Origin of the sequence: Rathayibacter sp. AY1A7, assembly GCF_002930845.1 — a bacterium.
Taxonomy (GTDB): Bacteria; Actinomycetota; Actinomycetes; order Actinomycetales; family Microbacteriaceae; genus Rathayibacter.
Map to the genome: position 1 here is coordinate 134,074 of NZ_PSTL01000005.1, position 18,677 is coordinate 152,750.

Here is an 18,677-nt window from a genome sequence, read left to right on the forward strand (position 1 = left end):
GGCCCGGCGCGGCCTGCGGTGCGGCGCTCGGGCCCTCTCGACGAGAGGCCCGAGGTCAGCGCACCACTGCTCCTGCTCGCTCGGGGAGTCCGTTGACTCGGAGCAGTGCTGTCCGGTAGAAGCAGTCGCCGCGAGGCGCGCACCGTGCCCGGGGCGGAGGCGCCACGGCCCCCGCGATCCCGGGCGCCGCACCGGCTCCCGCCGGTAGGATCGGCCTCGTATGTCTGAGCTCACCCCGCCCCTGGAAAGCGCGCCGGACGCGCACCCGTTCACGACCGCGACCGGGAGCGACGTCCGCGTCCGCTTCTGCCCCTCGCCGACCGGGACCCCGCACGTCGGCCTCATCCGCACCGCCCTGTTCAACTGGGCGTACGCGCGCCACACCGGCGGCACGTTCGTCTTCCGCATCGAGGACACGGACGCCGCCCGCGACAGCGAGGAGAGCGTGGAGCAGATCCTCGACGCGCTGCGCTGGCTGAGGCTCGACTGGGACGAGGGCGTCGGAGTCGGCGGCCCGCACGGCCCGTACCGGCAGTCCGAGCGCACCGATGTCTACCTCGACGTGATCGCGCGCCTGACGGACTCGGGGCACCTCTACGAGAGCTACTCCACGGCCGAGGAGATCGACGCGCGCAACGAGGCGGCCGGCCGCGCGAAGCAGCACGGGTACGACAACCACGACCGCGATCTCACCGAGGAGGAGCGCGCCGCCTTCCGCGCAGAGGGCCGCGCCCCGGCGCTGCGCCTGCGCGTGCCGGACGCCGACCTGTCCTTCGACGACCTGGTCCGCGGCCCGATCACGTTCCCCGCGGGCTCCTTCAGCGACTTCGTCGTGGTGCGCCCCAACGGCCAGCCGCTCTACACGCTGGTGAACCCGGTCGACGACGCGATCATGCAGATCACCCACGTGCTGCGCGGCGAGGACATCCTCCCCTCGACCGCCCGGCAGATCGCGCTGTACCACGCGCTGATCGACATCGGAGTGACGACCTTCGTCCCGCGCTTCGGGCACCTCCCCTACGTGATGGGCGACGGCAGCAAGAAGCTCTCCAAGCGCGACCCGTCCTCGAACCTCTTCCACCACCGCGACCGCGGCTTCATCCCGGAGGGCCTGGTCAACTACCTCGCCCTGCTCGGCTGGTCGCTCACGCACGACCGCGACGTCTTCTCGATCGACGAGATGGTCGCCGCCTTCGACGTCGCCGACGTGAACCCCAATCCGGCCCGCTTCGACCTCAAGAAGGCCGAGTCGATCAACGGCGACCACATCCGCCTCCTGGCCGTCGACGACTTCACCGAGCGGACGATCCCGTACCTCGTGGCGGCCGGAGTCCTCGCGGGCGAGCCGACCGCCGAGCAGCGCGCGGTGCTCGACGCCGCCGCGCCCCTCGTGCAGGAGCGGATCGGCCTGCTCGGGGAGGCCCCCGGCATGCTCGGGTTCCTCTTCACCGCCTCCGAGGCGCTCGAGTACGACGAGGACGCGCTGAAGGGCCTGCCCGCGAACGCCGGCGAGGTGCTCGCCGCCTCGATCGGCGCCCTCGAGCTCGTCCCCGCGTCCGAGTGGCTGACGGCCTCGATCCAGGAGGCGCTCGCCTCCGCGCTGATCGAGGGCCTCGGCCTCAAGCCCCGCATCGCCTACGGGCCGCTGCGCACCGCGGTCTCCGGACGCCGCGTCTCGCCGCCGCTGTTCGAGTCGATGGAGATCCTCGGCAAGCAGGAGTCGATCGCCCGCCTCGACCGCCTGGGCGCTCACCTCGGCACCTCCCGGCAGGCCTGACCGTGGCGGAGACGGTCGGCGGACGCTACGACGTCGTCGTGATCGGCGGGGGCCCCGCCGGGCTCTCGACCGCGCTCAACCTCGTCCGGGCGCGCCGCAGCGTGCTGCTGCTCGACAGCAACCGCCCGCGGAACGCTGCGACCCTGCACTCGCACGGGTTCCTCACCCGCGACGGCATCTCGCCGCTCGAGCTGCGCCGCCTCGGCCGCGAGGAGTTCGAGCGCTACGAGGCCGCCGAGGTGCACAACGCCCTCGTCACGTCGGTCGAGCGCTCCGGCGGCGAATTCGTGGTCGGCGCGCGCGGCGTGCGCGGCAGCGCGGACCGCTCGGTCGTCGCCACCGCCGTCGTGGTCGCCGCGGGGCTCCTCGAGACGCCGCCCGCGCTCCCGAGCCTGCGCGCCTACTACGGCACCGCCGTGCACAGCTGCATGGAGTGCGACGGCTACGAGAAGGCGGGGGAGGCGCTCGCCCTGATCGGCGAGACCGACGACCTCGCGGAGCGGGCCATGCTCCTCTCGCAGTGGTCGACCGACCTGATCGTCTTCACCAACGGCGTCGGGACGGTGAGCGACGCCGACGAGTCGCTGCTCGCCTCCATCGGCATCCGGGTCGACCGGCGCCCGGTCGCCGACCTCGCCGGGGAGCGCGCCGAGATGACCGGCGTCCGCCTCGTCGACGGCGACGTCGTGCCGCGCACCGGCGCGTTCGTCCGCCCCGTCTGGACGCCCGCGCTGGACTACCTGGACGCGGCCGGCCCCGACCGCGACGCCGACGGCTTCCTCCGCGTCGACGCCGGTGGCCGCACGTCCGTCCCCGGCCTCTACGCCGCCGGCGAGGTCACCCCTCCCGGCCCGCAGCAGCTGATCGTCGCCGCCGGATCGGGCGCCCAGGTCGCCTCCGCGATCAACCGCGACCTCGTCCGCGCCCGCCTCGGCGAGGCCGCCCCGGAGTCCGAGGGCAGCGTCGTCCGCGGCTCGATTTGAGCGGGATGCCCGCGTAGGGTACTGTCGTCTCTCGGCGCTCGGGTCTCGATCCGGTCGCCGCCTGGTCCCCGGATCACCTCCGGATGACCATTGGGGTATGGTGTAATTGGCAACACGGCTGATTCTGGTTCAGTTGTTCTTGGTTCGAGTCCAGGTACCCCAGCACTGATCTCCTCCGCGGCACTCCGCGCGAAGCCCTCGTTCGTGGCGTCCTCCTCCGGGCCCGCCCCCTCGCGAACCGCTCTCGGCGGCGTCCGCAGTATCCCCCCTCCGGCCGACGCGGCCGTCCGAGGCGCTGTGACACGATGGAACCTGTACGTCTCTCAGGTACCCGCGTCGCGCGGGTCGGACGAAAGGTCGCCCGCCCATGGAACCGGATCTCCTCTGGATCGTCCTCGCCGGAGTCGCCGTCGGCGCACTCCTGCTGATCGCCCTCATCGGCTTCTTCCTCTTCCGCGCCTGGTACCAGGTGCCGCAGGCCGACGAGGCGATCGTGATCGTCGGGAAGAAGCAGAAGGGCGAGGACGGCCTCACCTCGAACATGACCGTCATCACCGGCGGCGGCGCGTTCGTGAACAAGCTGACCCAGCGGTCCGACCGCATCTCGCTGCGCTCCCGCCAGATCAAGATGGAGCCGGTCGCGCAGACCAAGAACGGCGTGACCATCCACCTCGCGGGCGTCGCCCTGGTCAAGATCGGCTCCACGGCCGATCAGGTCCGCGCCGCTGCCGAGCGCTTCGCCTCGCAGGACCAGTCGATCGACGTCTTCACGACCGAGCAGCTCGAGGGCGCCCTCCGCGGCGTCGTCGCGAAGCTCAGCGTCGAGGAGGTCATGCAGGACCGCCAGAAGCTCGGCGACGAGATCGCCGAGGGCATCAAGGGCGACCTGCTCGCCCAGGGCCTCGTCCTCGACTCCTTCGCCATCCAGGGCGTCACCGACCGCAACGGCTACATCGAGGCGCTCGGAGCGCAGGAGATCGAGCGCGTCCGCCGCGAGGCCGACGTCGCGCGGATCAACGCGGCCCGCGAGGTCAAGGCTCGCCAGCTGGCCACGGACGAGGCGAACCTGATCGAGCAGACCGCCTACGACAAGAACACCGCCGCCGCGAAGTCCGAGGTCGGCCGCGCCAACGCCGAGGCCGAGCAGGCCGAGAACCTGGCCCGCGCCGAGCGCGAGCAGGCCGTCCTCGTGCAGCGCGCCGAGAACCGGCAGGCCGAGCTCGACGCCGACGTCAAGCGCGTCGCGGACGCCGAGAAGTACCGCCGTCAGACCGAGGCCGACGCCGACGCCTACGGACGCGAGAAGAAGGCCGAGACGGACCGCCAGGTCGCGCAGCAGGTCTCGGACGCCGAGGCGTACGCCGTCCAGCGCCAGGCGGAGGCGCGCCAGGCGTCCGCCGCCGCCGAGGCCGCCGCCGTGAGCGCCCGCGCCGAGGCCGAGGCCCACGCACTGCGGGCCAAGGCGGGCGCCGAGGCCGAGGCGCTGCGCGCGAACGCGACCGCCGAGGCGGAGGCCATCCGCGCGAAGGGCGAGGCGAGCGCGGCGGCCATCGCGGCCGAGGCGGAGGCGCTCCGCGAGAACCAGGAGGCGATCCTGGGTCGCGAGCTCATCGGGCAGCTGCCCTCGCTCATGGCCGAGTTCGCGAAGGGCTACCAGAACGTCGGCTCGGTGACGCTGATCGGCGGCGACACGGCCGGCACCCACATCGCGCGCGAGCAGGCGGCGGGTCTCGCCGCGACGTTCGACAGCGTCAGGTCGGCGACCGGCGTCGACCTCGGCGCGATCCTCCAGGGCCAGGCCTTCGGCCGGGGGATGGCGACCGGCGGCACCGTCGTTCCGACCGGCGCGTCGGTGGCGACGGGATCGGGTGACGCCCCGCGTCCGTCCGGCACCGGCGACCCGACCGCCGTCGCCTCCACGAGCTGACCGCAGGGCTGATCAAGGTCCTACGATGCTCACTTGATTGCGGATCCGGTACTCGCTCATCCTCCTGCTCCCCGACCTGGCCGGAGAGCACGTCAGCGATTCTCGTCAGACGTGCAGGACGTTTGTTCGCTCTCCCAAAAATTGTCACCTCGCATTGACCTCAAGCTGCTGCCCGCGGTATTGCGGCGCGTAGCGGTGTAGGGAGAACGGCTTGATGGAGGTAGCATTGCGAATCGACGCCGCGCCGAGAGCTTCAGATCGCATTTGAGGGGTAAGCGAGTGATGTTTTAGAGCCCTTCTCACTTCAAGGCTCAGACAGGACGCTCGTCTATTCGGTAGAGGTAGATAATCCGAAAATCAGAGAAGATGCAACAGGAGATACGCATGCATGTCATTGACGCTTTGACCTCCAAACTGAAGAGGTGACAAGATGACTGATGCGCGCGGCGCGCGATCTGTGAAAAGTCTGACCTTTATGAATAACAAAGGCGGAGTGGGGAAAACGACACTAGCCTGTAATATGGCGCACTTCCTAAGCAGTCAAAGTGGGCTGCGGGTATTGCTTATCGATTTAGACCCTCAATGCAATGCGACGCAGCTACTCCTGCCAGAAGATATTTGGGGAGATGTGCTCAGCAACAACTCCGCACATGCCGAGCGCCGTTCCATTCTCTATGCGCTTGGGGAAATTCGAAAGGGCGAGAGTACTGTGAGGACAGACTTCTCGCCCGTCAGGGCGGAGCGTTTTGAGATTGACGTACTTCTTGGACATCCTTCGTTAGCGCTGTTTGAGGATGCATTGAGCGGCTCCTGGGAGGCCGCACTGCGCGGCGACCTCGGTGGAGCGCGGAGAACGCATTGGGTTCAAGAGGTTGTCAAGGCGTCCGCCGAATCCTACGACATTGTGCTGATGGACGTTGGACCAAGCCTTGGAGCCTTGAACCGAACAGTCGCTATCGGCTCGGATTATCTGCTGACTCCGACCGCTGCAGACCTATTCAGCGTGAACGCTTTGGGAAATATCGCTGACTGGATTAAGCACTGGGGGCGTCGATATAAAGCGGCGATGGAGAGTGGTAGAAGACTTCGAAGATGATGCCCGCGAGTTCGGCCTAGACGATAAAAATTCTTTGCGGCCGGGATATCTGGGCTATACAATTCAGCAGTACGTATCCAAGAGCGTGCGAGACGGTTCTCGTAGGGGTGTCCGGAGTTACGATTACTATCGTAAGCAAATTCCTGCTCGAGCGCGCAAGCTAGCGGAAACCTTGAGGCCTCTTTCGCTGGGAGAAAGTCGTGATCTCGGTACTGTCCCGCATATGTTTTCGATGGTTCCGCTCGCGCAGAGCCGACACGCTCCGATCTCCTCTTTGACATCTGCCGATGGCTTACGGGGATCGCAGATTAGTCAACAAGCAAAATACCGCGAACAACTCGACGATATAGGTGCCAAGTTGGCCGAAGATTTGCAGACCGCCAACGCGACGGCAATGCAATGACCCATAACATCTGGCCATCAACCTTGGTGGAGAGTCTGTCGCGAGGTGACTGTGTCCTAGTGGTTGGGGCCGGCTTTACTCGCCAATCTGAGCAACCGGTATCAGGGTCGCCGCTCCCGATGAGTTGGACGGAGCTACTCACTTTTTTGCTAGATGATGTTCTTCCCGCAAGAGTGGGTTCGAGGCCGAGGGCGAGAAGTCGAATTGCGAGCCGCATAACAGCGGGCGATCTTCTTAGTGCAGCACAGGCAATTGAAGCTCTCTACGAGGAACGCGGTCACGCGGCAGGATTTCGTTCGAAGATCGTCGCTGCGACTGACGGACCTGTTGATGCGCCATTTCAACCTGGTCGTGCACACTTATTACTTGGAGAACTTAATCCTAGAACTTTGATCACGACAAATTACGATCGAGTACTGGAACGTCATTTTGGAACTGGGTATTCCTCTTACACTTTCAATTCGACGGCCATCGCTCCGGCGGTCCGTCGCGGTGAATTCACTCTAATTAAACTACACGGAACTTTTGAGCAGCCACAAGACTTGATTCTCACCCGGCTTGACTTCACCCGCCTTCGTCGGGAGGGGCAACAGGCGCTGGAGGTCCTTGCGGCGCTTGTGCTTACTAGGACCGTCCTTTTTGTAGGTTACAGCCTTGCGGACCCAGATCTGCAGTTAGTGCTCGAAGATCAGTTCGGCCGCAGGGGCGCAAATGCGGGTCATTACATGCTGTCACATTCGGCAAGTCATGATGCGGTAGACCGAAGAATAGTAAAAGAAGCATTTGGCGTCGAGATGCTGACTTACTCGGGCGATGTTTCGACAGGTTTCATTGAGGCGCTTGAAGCCCTCGTAGATGAAGTGCGCGCCCTTCGAGTGACTATCCCGAGTATTCCTTAAATCACGCTCGCGCTCGAGGTCAACGGGGCAAGCGACGTCCCTCAGGTGAGAAGATCGCTCAAGCCAGCGGCTTGCGCATCTGCAGGGACGTCGTCTCGTAGCCGAGCGACTCGTACAGCGCCCGCGCGGCGGTGTTGAAGCCGAACACGTTCAGCGCGAGGGCGGAGCCGCCGCGGGAGCGGACGTGCGACTCCGCGAGCAGCATCGCCGCCCGGCCGAGGCCGCGGCCGCGCTCGGCGGCGTCGATCTGCACGTCCCAGACGTACCCGACGCCCTCGAGTCCGCTCGGGTGCGGGCCGAGCCAGAGCGACCCGACCGCGCGGCCGTCCTCGGAGACGAGGAGCACGTCGTGCCCGGCGGCGGGGGAGCCGCCCGGGAAGTACTTCTCGTACGAGGCGTCGGCGTTGCGGGTCGCGGCCGCCTCGTCGTCGCCCGCCCGCATCCGGTCCTCGATGTACGCCGAGCGCTGGACCCGCATCCAGGCGGCGAGAGCGGCGGCGGGCATCGGCTGGAGCGTGACGGTCATAGCCTCACGATCCCACTCCTCACCGCCCCCGCGATCGATCCGCCGCGGACGGCCCGCAGGGGATCCGCGGACGGGCCGCTCGCGACGGATCGCCGCCGGCCCGGATCAGTCCGGGGTCCGCTCCGCGTGCTTCCGCTTCCCCAGGCGGGTGGCGAGGAACAGCAGCGTCCCCACGACCACGTAGCCCGCTGTCGCCAGCCAGACCACGCCCGTCTGCTGCGTCAGCAGCACCACGCTCGCGATGGTCGCGAGCACCGGCACCACCCGCGGCACGGAGTAGTGGGCGTGGTCGACGCGGTCCTTCTTCAGCACCAGCACCGACACGTTCGCCGCGATGAACACCAGCAGGAGCAGCAGCACCGTCGTCTCGGCGAGGGTGCCGACGTCGCCGATCAGGCTGAGCAGCATCGTCACTCCGCCGACGACCACGATCGACACCCACGGCGTGCGGCGGCCCGGCAGCACCTTCCCGAAAGCGCTCGGCAGCAGCCCGGAGGTGGCGAGCCCGAAGCCGACCCGCGACGCCATCACCATGAACAGCAGAGCGCCGTTCGCGATGGCGACCAGCGCGATCAGGCCGAACAGCCACGGCGGCACCGCCACTCCGCTCGCCGCGACCACGTCCAGCAGGGGGCCGCTGGAGGCCGCGAGCTCGTCGTTCGGCAGCACGATCACGGCGCCGAGCGCGATCAGGAGGTAGACCACGGCGGCGGTGATCAGCGCACCGAAGAGGGCCCGCGGGTAGACCTTCGAAGGGTTCCGCACCTCCTCGGCCATGTTCGCCGCGGCCTCGAAGCCGAGGAACGAGAAGAAGGCGACGATCGAGGCGGCGAACGCCCCCTGCAGCGGAGCGACGTCGGGGTTAAACTCGAGCACGCGGGAGGCGTCGCCGTCGCCGGAGCCGAAGAAGACCGCGGCGCAGACGATGACGATGACCAGTCCGCTCACCTCGATCACCGAGGCGACCAGGTTCGCGGTCAGCGACTCCTTCACACCGCGCAGGTTCACCAGGGTGAGGATCGCGATGAAGACGATCGCGGTCGGGATCGGCGGCACGTCCAGCAGAGCCCCGAGGTAGTCGCCCGCGAACGCGTTCGCCAGAGAGGCCGCCGTCGTGATGCCGGACGCCATCATCAGGAAGCCGATCAGGAACGAGAGGTACGGCTTCCCGAACGCGCGGTCCACGTAGCGCGCCGCCCCTCCGGCGTGCGGGTACTTGGTGATCAGCTCGGCGTACGTGCCCGCGGTGAGCAGGGCGACGACCAGCGCGATCAGCAGCGGCAGCCAGATCACGCCGCCCACGTCCTCCGCCATCGTGCCGACCAGGGTGTAGATGCCGGCTCCGAGCGTGTCGCCCACGATGAAGGCGAACAGCAGCGGTCCGGTGATCACCCGCTTGAGCGACGCCTTCCCGGGAGCGGTCTCGGCGGTGTCCGTCGTGTCGGTCATCCGGACACTCCACCGAAGCGGAGGGTCCGAGCGCAAGCCTCGCCGCCCGATCGCTGCGAGATTTCTCATCATTGCGACCCGTGTGGCAGGGGCCCGGGCGGCGAGGACTCCTACAGCGCGCTGATCCCAGGACTCGGGCGATCGGCCGCATCAGAGGGAGCGGACCCGGTGCGCACAGGGTGAACAGGGGGCGACCGCGCGTGCCGCCGCGCGCCCGCACTGGGTAGGCTGGAGCGCTTCGTCGTGAGTGGAGCGGTCGCGGAGGAATCATGGGCAAGAAGCGCAACCAGGGACGATCCGGAGGCGGTCAGGGCGGGTCCGGCGGTCAGGGCGGCGGCCGCACGGCCGAGACCGCGCTGATGGTGCGGTTCCGCAGCTGGTACCGCTCGCACCTCGCCGAGGTGGGCATGCAGCACGAGCACCTCGAGGCCGACGAGGCCGTCGAGGTGCTGACCGACCTCTTCGCGATGACCCGCGACCTGCGCCCGCGCGGCTCCTTCGCCCAGCCCGACGCCGAGCTGCTCGAGGCCGTCTTCGACCAGATCGAGGCCGACCTGTCGGGGGAGGAGAGCGAGGCCGACCTCGACGACACCCTCTTCACCGTCGCCGAGGTCGTCGAGCACTTCCTCGACTTCCTCACCGACGAGGACCTCTGGACCGGCACCGACGAGGAGCTGGACGAGTGCCAGGCCGTCCTCGACGAGGTCCTCGACCTCGCCGGCTCCTTCGTGGAGGCCGTGCTCGACGACCTCGCCGAGCTCGACGAGGTCCCGGCCGAGGAGCAGCTCTCCGCCGTGCGCGCCACGGCTCTCGTGCACGCCGCCGACGTCGTGGTCGAGCACCTCGCCGCCGACGACGGCGCGACCCTCACCGAGCGCGCCGCCCGCGAGATCGCGGTCGAGGCGGGCATCTCCTCCGCGGGATCCACCCCGAGCGACGACTCCGTCCGCATCCCGGTCTCGGCCTGGTGGGACGCGCTGGTCGGCTCGGCCGTGCTCGAGCAGGAGGGATCCGCCGCAGGTCTCGGCGAGGCCGCCGTGCTCTGGCGCAGCTCCGACGCGCACGAGGCCGCCGCCGAGCGCATCGCCTACGTCGCCCGCTTCCTCGAGCAGTGGATCCTCAGCGCCCAGACCGCGCTGGCGGCCGCCGACACCGAGGACGGCGCCTTCTCCCCGGAGGAGCGCGCGGTCACCACCACCGACGCCGTGCTGGTCCGCATCGCGGTCGCCTGCCAGGCCGAGATCCACCCGGGCCTGGTCGTCGGCGAGCTGGTCGACGAGCTGGCAGCCGACTCCGGAGTCTCGCTCGACGAGGCCCTCGACGAGCGCGAGCGCATGGTCGGCACGGCCGAGCGGATGCTCGACGACACCGCCGAGCTCGGGCTGCTGCTGCACTCGCCCGAGTTCGGCTACGCGGTGCCGGAGGGCCTGGCGCCCGTACTCGCCTCCGTCGTCCGCGCGACGGTCGTCCTCCTCGGCGAGCGCGCGGCCACCCGCCTCGAGATCCTCGACGAGGCGACCCAGGACACGGCGACGGCCTACGCGCTCCACGTCGCCCTGCTCGGGACCAAGCCCGTCGTCTGGCGGCGCCTCGAGCTCTCCTCCGAGTCGTCGCTGCGCGATCTGCACCTCGCGCTCCAGCTCTCGCTGGGCTGGACCGACGCGCAGCCGCACTACTTCAGCGTCGGCGTGCCCGACGAGGAGCAGGCTCCGATCGGCTCGCCGTCCGACGCGGAGGAGTTCGGCGCCGACCTCGTGGACGAGGCGGGCGTCGCGCTCGCCGAGGTGCTCGAGCAGGAGCAGGACGAGCTCTTCTACGTCTACGACCTCGAGGACGAGTGGCGCCACGTCATCCGTCTGGAGTCGATCGCGCCGCTGTCGTCGGCTCTGCCGCGCTGCACGGGCGCGCGCGGCGCGGCTCCGCTCGACGTGCCGGGAGGCCCCGCGGCCTGGGCCGACACGGTGCGGGCGGCGACCGACCCGTCCTCGGCCGACCACGCGGAGGCGCTCGAGGCTCTCGGCCTCGCCGCCGGAGCCTCGTTCGATCCGGCCGCGGTCGACGTCGACGGCATCAACCGCTCGCTCGGACTCCTGCGCTCCGCGGTCTGACGCCCCGCCGGAGGGCATCACCGGAGGAGGCCCCGCTCCCGCTCACCGCGGGCGGCGGGGGCCTCCTCCGGTGCGGGGCGTCACGGGGTGAGCAGCAGCTTGCCGATGTGGCCGGAGGAGCGCATCACGTCGTGCGCCCGCTCGGCCTCGGCGAGCGGGACCACCTCGTCCACCACCGGTCGCACCGTCCCGGCGGCGACCAGCGGCCAGACCTCTGCGCGCACCCGCGCGACGATCGCGCGCCGCTCCTCCAGGGGCCGGGCGCGGAGGGTCGTGGCGTGCACCGCCCCGCGCTTGCGCATCAGCACCCCGAGGTCGAGCGAGCCCAGCGCACCGGACTGGTTGCCGATGAACACCACGCGCCCGCCCACGGCCAGCGCCTCCAGGTCGCGGGCCAGGTAGTCGCCGCCGACGGGGTCGAGGATCACGTCGACGCCGCGCCCGCCGGTCGCCTCGCGGATCCGCTCGACGAAGTCCTCCTCGCGGTAGTCGATCAGGACGTCGGCCCCGAGCGCGCGGCACGCCTCGAGCTTGCGGGGGCTGCCGGCCGTGACGGCGACGCGGGCGCCGAGGGCGGCGGCGACCTGGATGCCCGTGGTCCCGATCCCGCTCCCGCCTCCGTGGAGGAGGACGGTGTCGCCGGATCCGAGCCGGGCCACCATCACGAGGTTCGACCAGACGGTGGACGTCGTCTCCGGGAGGGCGGCGGCCGAGACGAGGCCGACGCCGTCCGGCACCGGCAGCACCAGGCCCGCGTCGACCGCGACGTACTCCGCGTAGCCGCCGCCGGAGAGCAGCGCGCAGACCTCGTCGCCCTCCGAGAACCCGGTCGCGTCCTCGCCGAGCGCGACGACCGTGCCGGACACCTCCATCCCGAGGATCTCGGAGGCGCCGGGCGGCGGCGGGTAGACCCCTGCGCGCTGGCCGAGGTCGGCGCGGTTGACGCCGGCGGCCGCCACGCGGACGAGGACCTCGCCGGGTCCGGGGGAGGGCGTCGGCACCTCCTCCAGCACGAGTCGGGAGTCGGGGCCGGGGTTCTCGATGCGGATCGCCTGCATGAGGGGGATGCTACGCCGCGGGCCTCGGCGCTCGCGGTGCTCCCGTCCGGCGCGGGGCCGGCTCATCGCTGCTCCGCCAGGAACGCCAGCACCGCGTCCTTGAAGCCCCGCGCGGGCACGGTGCTGGTGTGGTCGCGGCCGGGGACGCTCACGAACCGCGCCCCCGTCTCCGCCGCCAGCAGCTCTCCGCCGGGAGCGATCGGATCCGCGCCGCCGGTCACGAGCAGCGTCGGCAGGTGGGGATGCCGCCCGTGCTCCGGGTGCGCCCCGCCGCGGACGCCGTCGGCCACCGCCACCAGTGCCGCGAGGTCGTTGCCCTGCACGCCCTCCGCCATGCCGATGAAGGCGCGGGTGAAGCCGTCGTCGATCTCGCCGCCGGAGGCGACGCGGGCCCGGGCCGCCTCCGCGTCGAAGGAGCGGAGGGGCTCGCCCACCGTCAGCCCGCCGAGGCTCAGCGATGCGAGCCGCTCCGGGTGCTCGAGCCCCAGCACCCAGCTCATCCGGGCGCCGAGGGAGTAGCCGAGGACGTGGGGCGCGTCGAGGTCGTAGGAGTCGAGCACCCGCACCAGGTCGGCCACCATGGCGTCCACGCCGTAGGAGTCGGAGTGGTGCGGCTTCTCGCTCGCGCCGTGCCCGCGCTGGTCGAGCGCCACGACGCGGTACCCGGCCCGGTGCAGCGTCCGCAGCCAGCCCGACGTCTCCCAGTTGAGCACGGCGTGGGAGGCGAAGCCGTGCACGGCGAGGACGGTCGGGGCGCTCTCCTCGCCGACGGAGTAGGTGGCCAGCCGCACTCCGTCGTCGGCCACGACGTACACGGGCGGAGGGAAGGCGATCACTCCACCACCCTGCCCGCCGCCGCGGGGTCGAGGGGGCACCGCGCCGCGGACACGCCGGGCGGAGTCCCAGGAGCGGAGAGCCGCCGTGCCCGGTGTCCCCGAACGGTCAGCGCGGCGGACGGGTGGAGCGGGCGAAGGGCACAGCGATCCAGAGGCGCACGGTGCGTCCCCGGCCGGACCGGATCCCGAGGACGACGCACAGCACGAGGTTGAGCACGGCCAGCGCGAGGATCGCCGAGATCGTCGCGAGCGGCCAGTCGGCGCCGAGCGAGTCGCGCACCGACACCAGCGCGAGGTGCAGCGGGACCAGCATCAGCTGGAGTGCGAGGTAGGTGAGCTGCCAGTTGACGGCGACCAGCCCGTTCCGGTCGCTGAGGGTGCCGATCCGCCGCCGCGACCCCCACACCATCACGGTCGCCGTGAGGGAGATCACAGGGGAGATCACCACGAAGCCGGCGAGCGCCGAGAGCCCGGCGAACCAGACGGCACGGGCGCCCTTGCGGTCCCGGGTGCGGTGCCGCAGCTCGTCGTCGTCCATCGTCGCCGCCTCCTCGCGCCGGGACCAGTCTCGCACCCGCCCCCGCGTCGAGGCGGGGGATCGCCCCCGAGTTCCGGGGGTTCCCCGGATGGGGCGGGTCCGGGCGCGTCCGTAGCGTGGAGGCATCGCCGGAGCACACCGGCAGCACCGCCGGCCCGCCCGGCGGCACCGCATCCCGCCGGGCGACCGGCACCCGAGAAGGAGCACATCGTGACCACCGACGACCGCACCGCCCGCCTCTCCACCCCCGCCGACGAGCAGCCGACCGTGGACCTGGGCGCGACCGCCGTCCTCACCGAGGAGCGGCCGTCCGCCGGGGAGCGCCCCGCCGCCGAGGAGCCCGCCTCCTCGCAGCAAGCCCGCGCCTCCTACGGCACCCCCGCCGTCCCGCCCGCGGCGCTCGCCCCGGCGCCCTCGACCCCGTTCTCGCTCACGAGCCTGATCCTCGGCGTCACCTCCGTCTTCTTCGGACTGACCGTGATCGCTCCGGCCGCGGGCCTCGTCTTCGGCATCCTGGGGCTGCGGAGGGAGCCGACCGGCCGCACGCTCTCGATCTGGGGCATCGTGCTCAACTCCGTCATGCTCGGCCTCGTCCTGCTGTTCGCGATCGCCGTGCTCGTCGTGGTCGTGCTCGTTCCGCTCGCGGCCCTCGCGTCGGGCAGCGACTACCGCTGATCCGCCGCTTCACGCGTCCCGCGCCTCCTGTCCGCTCCGGCGGCGGGAGGCGCGGTCGTTCCGCGCCCGCCGAGCGGACGCTCCGCGCCCGCGTCCGCCGCCGCCCCGCGCCCCGGCGATAGGCTGGCCACGCAGTTCGCGAGCCCCCTGCACCCTCCGGGGCCGCACGACGACAGCAACGGAGCTGGACGTGACCCTCGCACCGAGCACCCTCCCCGACCGCGACCCGGAAGGCAGAGCCCTGGACGACACCGAGACCCCCGAAACGCGCACCGAGAGCGACTCCCTCGGCTCGATGGAGATCCCCGCCGAGGCCTACTGGGGCATCCACACGGCGCGGGCCCTCGACAACTTCCCGATCTCGAAGCGCCCCATCTCGATCTACCCCGATCTCGTCCGGTCCCTCGCCACGGTCAAGCTGGCGGCCGCCCGGGCCAACACCGAGCTCGGCAGTCTCGCCCCCGCCAAGGCCGAGCTGATCGAGGCCGCGTGCCGCCGCATCATCGACGGCGAGTTCCACGACCAGTTCGTGGTCGGGGTGATCCAGGGCGGCGCCGGCACCTCGACGAACATGAACGCGAACGAGGTCGTCGCCAACGTCGCACTCGAGATCGGCGGCTTCGAGCGGGGCGACTACGCGCACCTGCACCCCCTCGACGACGTCAACCGCAGCCAGTCCACCAACGACGTCTACCCGACCGCGATCAAGATCGCGATGACCTGGTCGCTGCGCCGCCTGCTCGACGAGCTGGCGCTGCTGCGCGAGTCGTTCTCCCGCAAGGCGGTCGAGTTCGGCAGCGTCTTGAAGGTCGGCCGTACGCAGCTGCAGGACGCGGTGCCGATGACGCTCGGCCAGGAGTTCCACGGCTTCGCGACGACCCTCGGCGAGGACCACGCCCGTCTCTCCGAGACCATCTGGCTGCTCGCCGAGGTCAACATCGGAGCCACCGCGATCGGCACCGGCATCACCGCCGATCCGCGCTACGGCGCGGCCGCTGTCCGCCACCTCAACGAGATCACCGACCTCGACCTCGAGATGGCGCAGGACCTCGTCGAGGCGACGAGCGACACCGGCGTCTTCATGTCGTTCTCGAGCGCGCTCAAGCGCTCCGCGATCAAGCTGTCCAAGATCTGCAACGACCTGAGGCTCCTCTCCTCGGGCCCTCAGGCCGGCTTCGGCGAGATCAACCTGCCTCCGCGCCAGGCGGGATCCAGCATCATGCCCGGCAAGGTGAACCCGGTCATCCCCGAGGTGGTCAACCAGGTCGCCTACTCGGTGGCCGGGGCCGACGTCACGGTCACGATGGCGGCCGAGGCGGGTCAGCTCCAGCTCAACGCCTTCGAGCCGGTGATCGCGCACTCGCTGCTGCAGAGCATCACCTGGATGACGCAGGCCTGCAGGACGCTCCGCGAGAACTGCATCGACGGCATCACCGCGAACGTCGACCGGCTCGAGGCCATGGTCGCCTCCTCGGTCGGCGTCGTGACGGCGCTCACCCCGAGCATCGGCTACACCGCGTCCGCCGCCCTCGCGAAGGCCGCCCTCGCGACCGGCCGCAACATCGCCGACCTGGTGGTCGAGGCGGGGCTGATGTCCCGCGAGGAGGTCATGAGGCTCATCTCGCCGGCCCGACTCTCGGGCATCGAGGCGATGACCGCGGCGCTCCCGATCATCGACCCCGCGCCGGAGGCGTGACCGCGGCCGCGAGGCGCGCCCCGGCGTAGCTGCGCCAGGGCGCCCAGCGGCGCCCGGCCTCGGCCAGCCCGCGTTCGCCGGCGGGCAGGCCGAGCGCCGCCGCGCCCCGCCGGAGCACGGGATCCCCTGTGAGCAGGACGTCGGGATCTCCGGTCGCCCGCTGCGCCACCTCGGCCGCCGTGGCCGCGTCGATCCCGGGGACCGCCAGCAGCTGCTCGGCGAGCTCCTCCCGGTCGGCGTCGAGCCGCAGGGCTCCCTCGGCGAGCAGCGTGCAGGTCCGCACCAGCACGTCGGCGGATCCGCGGAGCACGTCGGCGGCGTGCTCGGCGATCACCGCGGGGGAGGGGAAGGCGCGTGCGATCGATCCGCTCGCCACGGACTCCGGGAGCGTCGCGCCGAGCGCCGCGACCAGCCGTGCGGCCTCCCTCCGGCCGAGCAGCGCGCGCACCAGCGTCTCGGCCGGGTCGACGGAGCCGGGCACGCGGACACCGGGGTGGGCGGCGACGCTCGGAGCGAGTGCGGGATCGGCCGCGAGGGCCTCGTCCACGGCGCGGGCGTCCGCGTCCAGGTCGAGCAGCCGCCTCACCCGGGCGACCAGCGGCCCGACGTCGGCGACGGAGACGAGCGTCGCGCTGCAGCGGACGCTCTCCCCGTCCGCCGCCAGCCGGATCAGTGCCGCGCCCCCGGGCAGGACGAGCGAGCGCGCGTAGCCGCCGGGGGACGCCTCCTCGATGCCCGGGAGCGCGGCGCCGCCGAGCACGTCGAGCACCCCGGGATCGAACGGAGCCCGCACTGCCAGCCGGAGCTCCAGCGTGGTCGCGCCGTCATGGACGCTCGCCTCGGAGCGCGTGCCGCGGGCCGAGGCGCGCAGGGCCGTCGGGGTCCGCTCGTACACCTCCGCCAGGGTCGCGTTGAACTGCCGGATGCTCGTGAAGCCGGCGGCGAAGGCGACGTCGGACACGGGCAGGTCGGTGCTCGTGAGCAGGAGCCGGGCGGTCTGGGCGCGCTGGGCGCGAGCGAGGGCCAGCGGAGGCGCGCCCAGCTCCTCGCGCAGGATGCGGCCGAGGTGGCGCGCGCCGTAGCCGAGCCGGGCGGCCAGCCCCTCGACCCCCTCGCGGTCGACCACTCCGTCGGCGATCAAACGCATGGCGCGCGCCGCCGTGTCGTCGCGCAGGTTCCACTCGGGGGAGCCGGGGACGGCGTCCGGCAGGCAGCGCTTGCAGGCGCGGAGCCCCGCCTCGTGCGCGGCGGCGGCCGTCGGGTAGAAGCGCACGTTCGCGCGCCGCGGCGTGATGGCGGGGCAGCTCGGACGGCAGTAGATGCCGGTGGAGTGCACGCCGGTCAGGAACCGCCCGTCGAACCGGGAGTCGCGGGAGGCGACGGCGCGGTAGCGCTCCTCGAAGAGCGGATCGGAGTCGGGCACGCCTCGAGCCTCGCACGCGGCGACGTCGAGCAGGAGCGGGAATCGGACACGGGCGTCCGTACCCCGGCCCTCCTCCACGCGCCCGGCGCGTGTCAACCGCCGACAGCGCACCCCGCCCGTGCCCTACTGTCGGCCCCATGAGCGCCTATCCGCCGCCCGCACCGCCCGCCACCGCCCGCCCCTCCGTCGTGCCGACCGTGCTCGGCTCGATCGGCGTGGCGCTCCTCGGGATCCTGCTGCTGCTCGTGCTCGCCTACGTGGTTCTCGGACTCGGCGTCAGCGCCGCGGGGATCTGCGCGGTCATCGCCCTCGTCCCGCTGACCGTGGTTCTGCTGGGCGTCCGCTGGGTCGACCGGTGGGAGCCGGAGCCCGCGCTGGGCCTGTGGTTCGCGTTCCTCTGGGGCGCGGCCGGGTCCGTCGCGATCGCGCTCCTGGTCGACCTCGGCGTGCAGATCGCGGTCTACGCGTCCGGGCAGCAGCCGAGCGGATCCGACTTCGTCGGCGCCGTGATCCAGGCGCCGCTGGTCGAGGAGACGGCCAAGGGGATCGGCGTCCTCCTCGTCCTGCTGATCTGGCGCCGGACCTTCGACGGACCCGTCGACGGCATCGTCTACGCGGCCGTCGTCGCCTCCGGGTTCGCCTTCGTCGAGAACATCCTCTACTTCGGCAGCGCGCTGGTGGAGGGCGGTCTCGGCTCGCTCGCCGTGACCTTCTTCCTCCGCGGGGTGCTCTCGCCCTTCGCGCACGTGCTCTTCACCGCCTGCACGGGCGCGGCCCTCGGCTTCGCCTCGAACCGGCCCGCCGTCGCGCGGCTGCCCATCGCCCTGCTCGGGCTGGCGCTCGCCGCGTTCCTGCACGCGCTCTGGAACGGCTCGTCGTTCCTGGTGTCCGACTGGTTCGGCTTCTACGGCGTGGTCCAGGTGCCGCTGTTCGCGGTCGCCGTGGTCGTGGTGGTGCTGCTGCGCCGGCAGGAGCGGCGCGTGACGCTCCAGCGGCTCGACGACTACGCCGTCGCCGGCTGGCTCTCGCCGGCCGAGGTGCGGATGATCGGCACCGCGGAGGGGCGCCGCACCGCCGCCCGCTGGGCCCGGAGCGCGGGAGGGGACCGGCCGCGGGCGATGCGGGACTTCCTCCGCTCGGCGACGCGGCTCGCGCACCACCGGCAGCACCTCCTGCTCGGCCGCGGCGGACGCACCGGAGCGGTCGACGAGCAGGTCCTGCTCGACGAGCTCGTCGCCCGCCGGGCGGTGCTCACCCGCTGAGCCGGGGCCGCCCCCGCTCAG

General features: G+C 71.1%; 16 protein-coding genes and 1 tRNA gene. 11 read left to right on the forward strand and 6 right to left on the reverse strand.

What is annotated here, in order from left to right:
- Positions 1-220: 220 nt before the first annotated feature.
- The 7 genes from gltX to C5B95_RS06635 all read left to right on the forward strand — a co-directional run bounded on the left by gltX (position 221) and on the right by C5B95_RS06635 (position 7,085).
- Positions 221-1,777: a glutamate--tRNA ligase gene (gltX, locus tag C5B95_RS06610; protein WP_104348754.1), complete on the forward strand. Its 1,557-nt coding sequence runs from the start codon at positions 221-223 to the stop codon at positions 1,775-1,777.
- A 2-nt stretch (positions 1,778-1,779) separates the two neighbouring features.
- Entirely contained in the window at positions 1,780-2,760 is a 981-nt protein-coding gene (locus C5B95_RS06615; protein ID WP_104276156.1) for an NAD(P)/FAD-dependent oxidoreductase, read from the forward strand.
- A 91-nt stretch (positions 2,761-2,851) separates the two neighbouring features.
- Positions 2,852-2,923: transfer RNA gene (locus C5B95_RS06620), tRNA-Gln, on the forward strand.
- 204 nt (positions 2,924-3,127) lie between these two features.
- Positions 3,128-4,687: an SPFH domain-containing protein gene (locus tag C5B95_RS06625; RefSeq protein WP_104226268.1), complete on the forward strand. Its 1,560-nt coding sequence runs from the start codon at positions 3,128-3,130 to the stop codon at positions 4,685-4,687.
- 430 nt (positions 4,688-5,117) lie between these two features.
- Entirely contained in the window at positions 5,118-5,783 is a 666-nt protein-coding gene (locus C5B95_RS06630) for a ParA family protein (RefSeq protein ID WP_104348755.1), read from the forward strand.
- Complete coding sequence (locus tag C5B95_RS17065) at positions 5,761-6,186, forward strand: hypothetical protein (protein ID WP_146076499.1); 426 nt, start codon at positions 5,761-5,763, stop codon at positions 6,184-6,186. Before C5B95_RS06630 ends, C5B95_RS17065 begins: the two co-directional genes overlap by 23 nt.
- Before the next feature lie 119 nt (positions 6,187-6,305).
- On the forward strand, positions 6,306-7,085 hold the full coding sequence (locus C5B95_RS06635; RefSeq protein WP_181068012.1) for an SIR2 family protein: 780 nt from the start codon (positions 6,306-6,308) through the stop codon (positions 7,083-7,085).
- A 58-nt stretch (positions 7,086-7,143) separates the two neighbouring features.
- On the opposite strand, the gene C5B95_RS06640 is transcribed toward C5B95_RS06635, so the two are convergent.
- Both C5B95_RS06640 and C5B95_RS06645 read right to left on the reverse strand, forming a co-directional pair.
- A complete protein-coding gene (locus C5B95_RS06640; protein ID WP_104348757.1) occupies positions 7,144-7,611 on the reverse strand; it encodes an N-acetyltransferase in 468 nt (155 codons plus the stop codon).
- A 105-nt stretch (positions 7,612-7,716) separates the two neighbouring features.
- Positions 7,717-9,060, reverse strand: coding sequence for an APC family permease (locus C5B95_RS06645; RefSeq protein WP_104226270.1), 1,344 nt, complete (start codon positions 9,058-9,060; stop codon positions 7,717-7,719).
- A 269-nt stretch (positions 9,061-9,329) separates the two neighbouring features.
- Between C5B95_RS06645 and C5B95_RS06650 the strand changes: the two genes are divergently transcribed.
- Complete coding sequence (locus C5B95_RS06650; RefSeq protein WP_104348758.1) at positions 9,330-11,168, forward strand: plasmid pRiA4b ORF-3 family protein; 1,839 nt, start codon at positions 9,330-9,332, stop codon at positions 11,166-11,168.
- An 80-nt stretch (positions 11,169-11,248) separates the two neighbouring features.
- On the opposite strand, the gene C5B95_RS06655 is transcribed toward C5B95_RS06650, so the two are convergent.
- The 3 genes from C5B95_RS06655 to C5B95_RS06665 all read right to left on the reverse strand — a co-directional run bounded on the left by C5B95_RS06655 (position 11,249) and on the right by C5B95_RS06665 (position 13,636).
- Positions 11,249-12,226 carry an NAD(P)H-quinone oxidoreductase gene (locus C5B95_RS06655; RefSeq protein ID WP_104348759.1) on the reverse strand — a complete coding sequence of 326 codons (978 nt, stop codon included), beginning with the start codon at positions 12,224-12,226 and terminating at the stop codon, positions 11,249-11,251.
- Between the two features lie 62 nt (positions 12,227-12,288).
- A complete protein-coding gene (locus C5B95_RS06660) occupies positions 12,289-13,062 on the reverse strand; it encodes an alpha/beta fold hydrolase (protein ID WP_181068013.1) in 774 nt (257 codons plus the stop codon).
- Positions 13,063-13,168: 106 nt separating this feature from the next.
- Entirely contained in the window at positions 13,169-13,636 is a 468-nt protein-coding gene (locus C5B95_RS06665) for a DUF4870 domain-containing protein (protein WP_181068014.1), read from the reverse strand.
- Positions 13,637-13,810: 174 nt separating this feature from the next.
- Between C5B95_RS06665 and C5B95_RS06670 the strand changes: the two genes are divergently transcribed.
- Both C5B95_RS06670 and C5B95_RS06675 read left to right on the forward strand, forming a co-directional pair.
- On the forward strand, positions 13,811-14,275 hold the full coding sequence (locus C5B95_RS06670; protein ID WP_104233242.1) for a DUF4190 domain-containing protein: 465 nt from the start codon (positions 13,811-13,813) through the stop codon (positions 14,273-14,275).
- A 241-nt stretch (positions 14,276-14,516) separates the two neighbouring features.
- The gene (locus C5B95_RS06675) at positions 14,517-15,971 is read left to right on the forward strand and encodes an aspartate ammonia-lyase (RefSeq protein ID WP_258059853.1); all 1,455 of its coding nucleotides are present in this window, start codon (positions 14,517-14,519) and stop codon (positions 15,969-15,971) included.
- On the opposite strand, the gene C5B95_RS06680 is transcribed toward C5B95_RS06675, so the two are convergent.
- On the reverse strand, positions 15,946-17,394 hold the full coding sequence (locus C5B95_RS06680) for a DNA-3-methyladenine glycosylase 2 family protein (protein ID WP_181068015.1): 1,449 nt from the start codon (positions 17,392-17,394) through the stop codon (positions 15,946-15,948). The two genes, C5B95_RS06675 and C5B95_RS06680, sit on opposite strands and share 26 nt — an antisense overlap.
- A 137-nt stretch (positions 17,395-17,531) precedes the next feature.
- Here C5B95_RS06680 and C5B95_RS06685 point away from each other — a divergent pair, with 137 nt between their 5' ends.
- Positions 17,532-18,656 carry a PrsW family intramembrane metalloprotease gene (locus tag C5B95_RS06685; RefSeq protein WP_104233243.1) on the forward strand — a complete coding sequence of 375 codons (1,125 nt, stop codon included), beginning with the start codon at positions 17,532-17,534 and terminating at the stop codon, positions 18,654-18,656.
- Positions 18,657-18,677 lie beyond the last annotated feature (21 nt).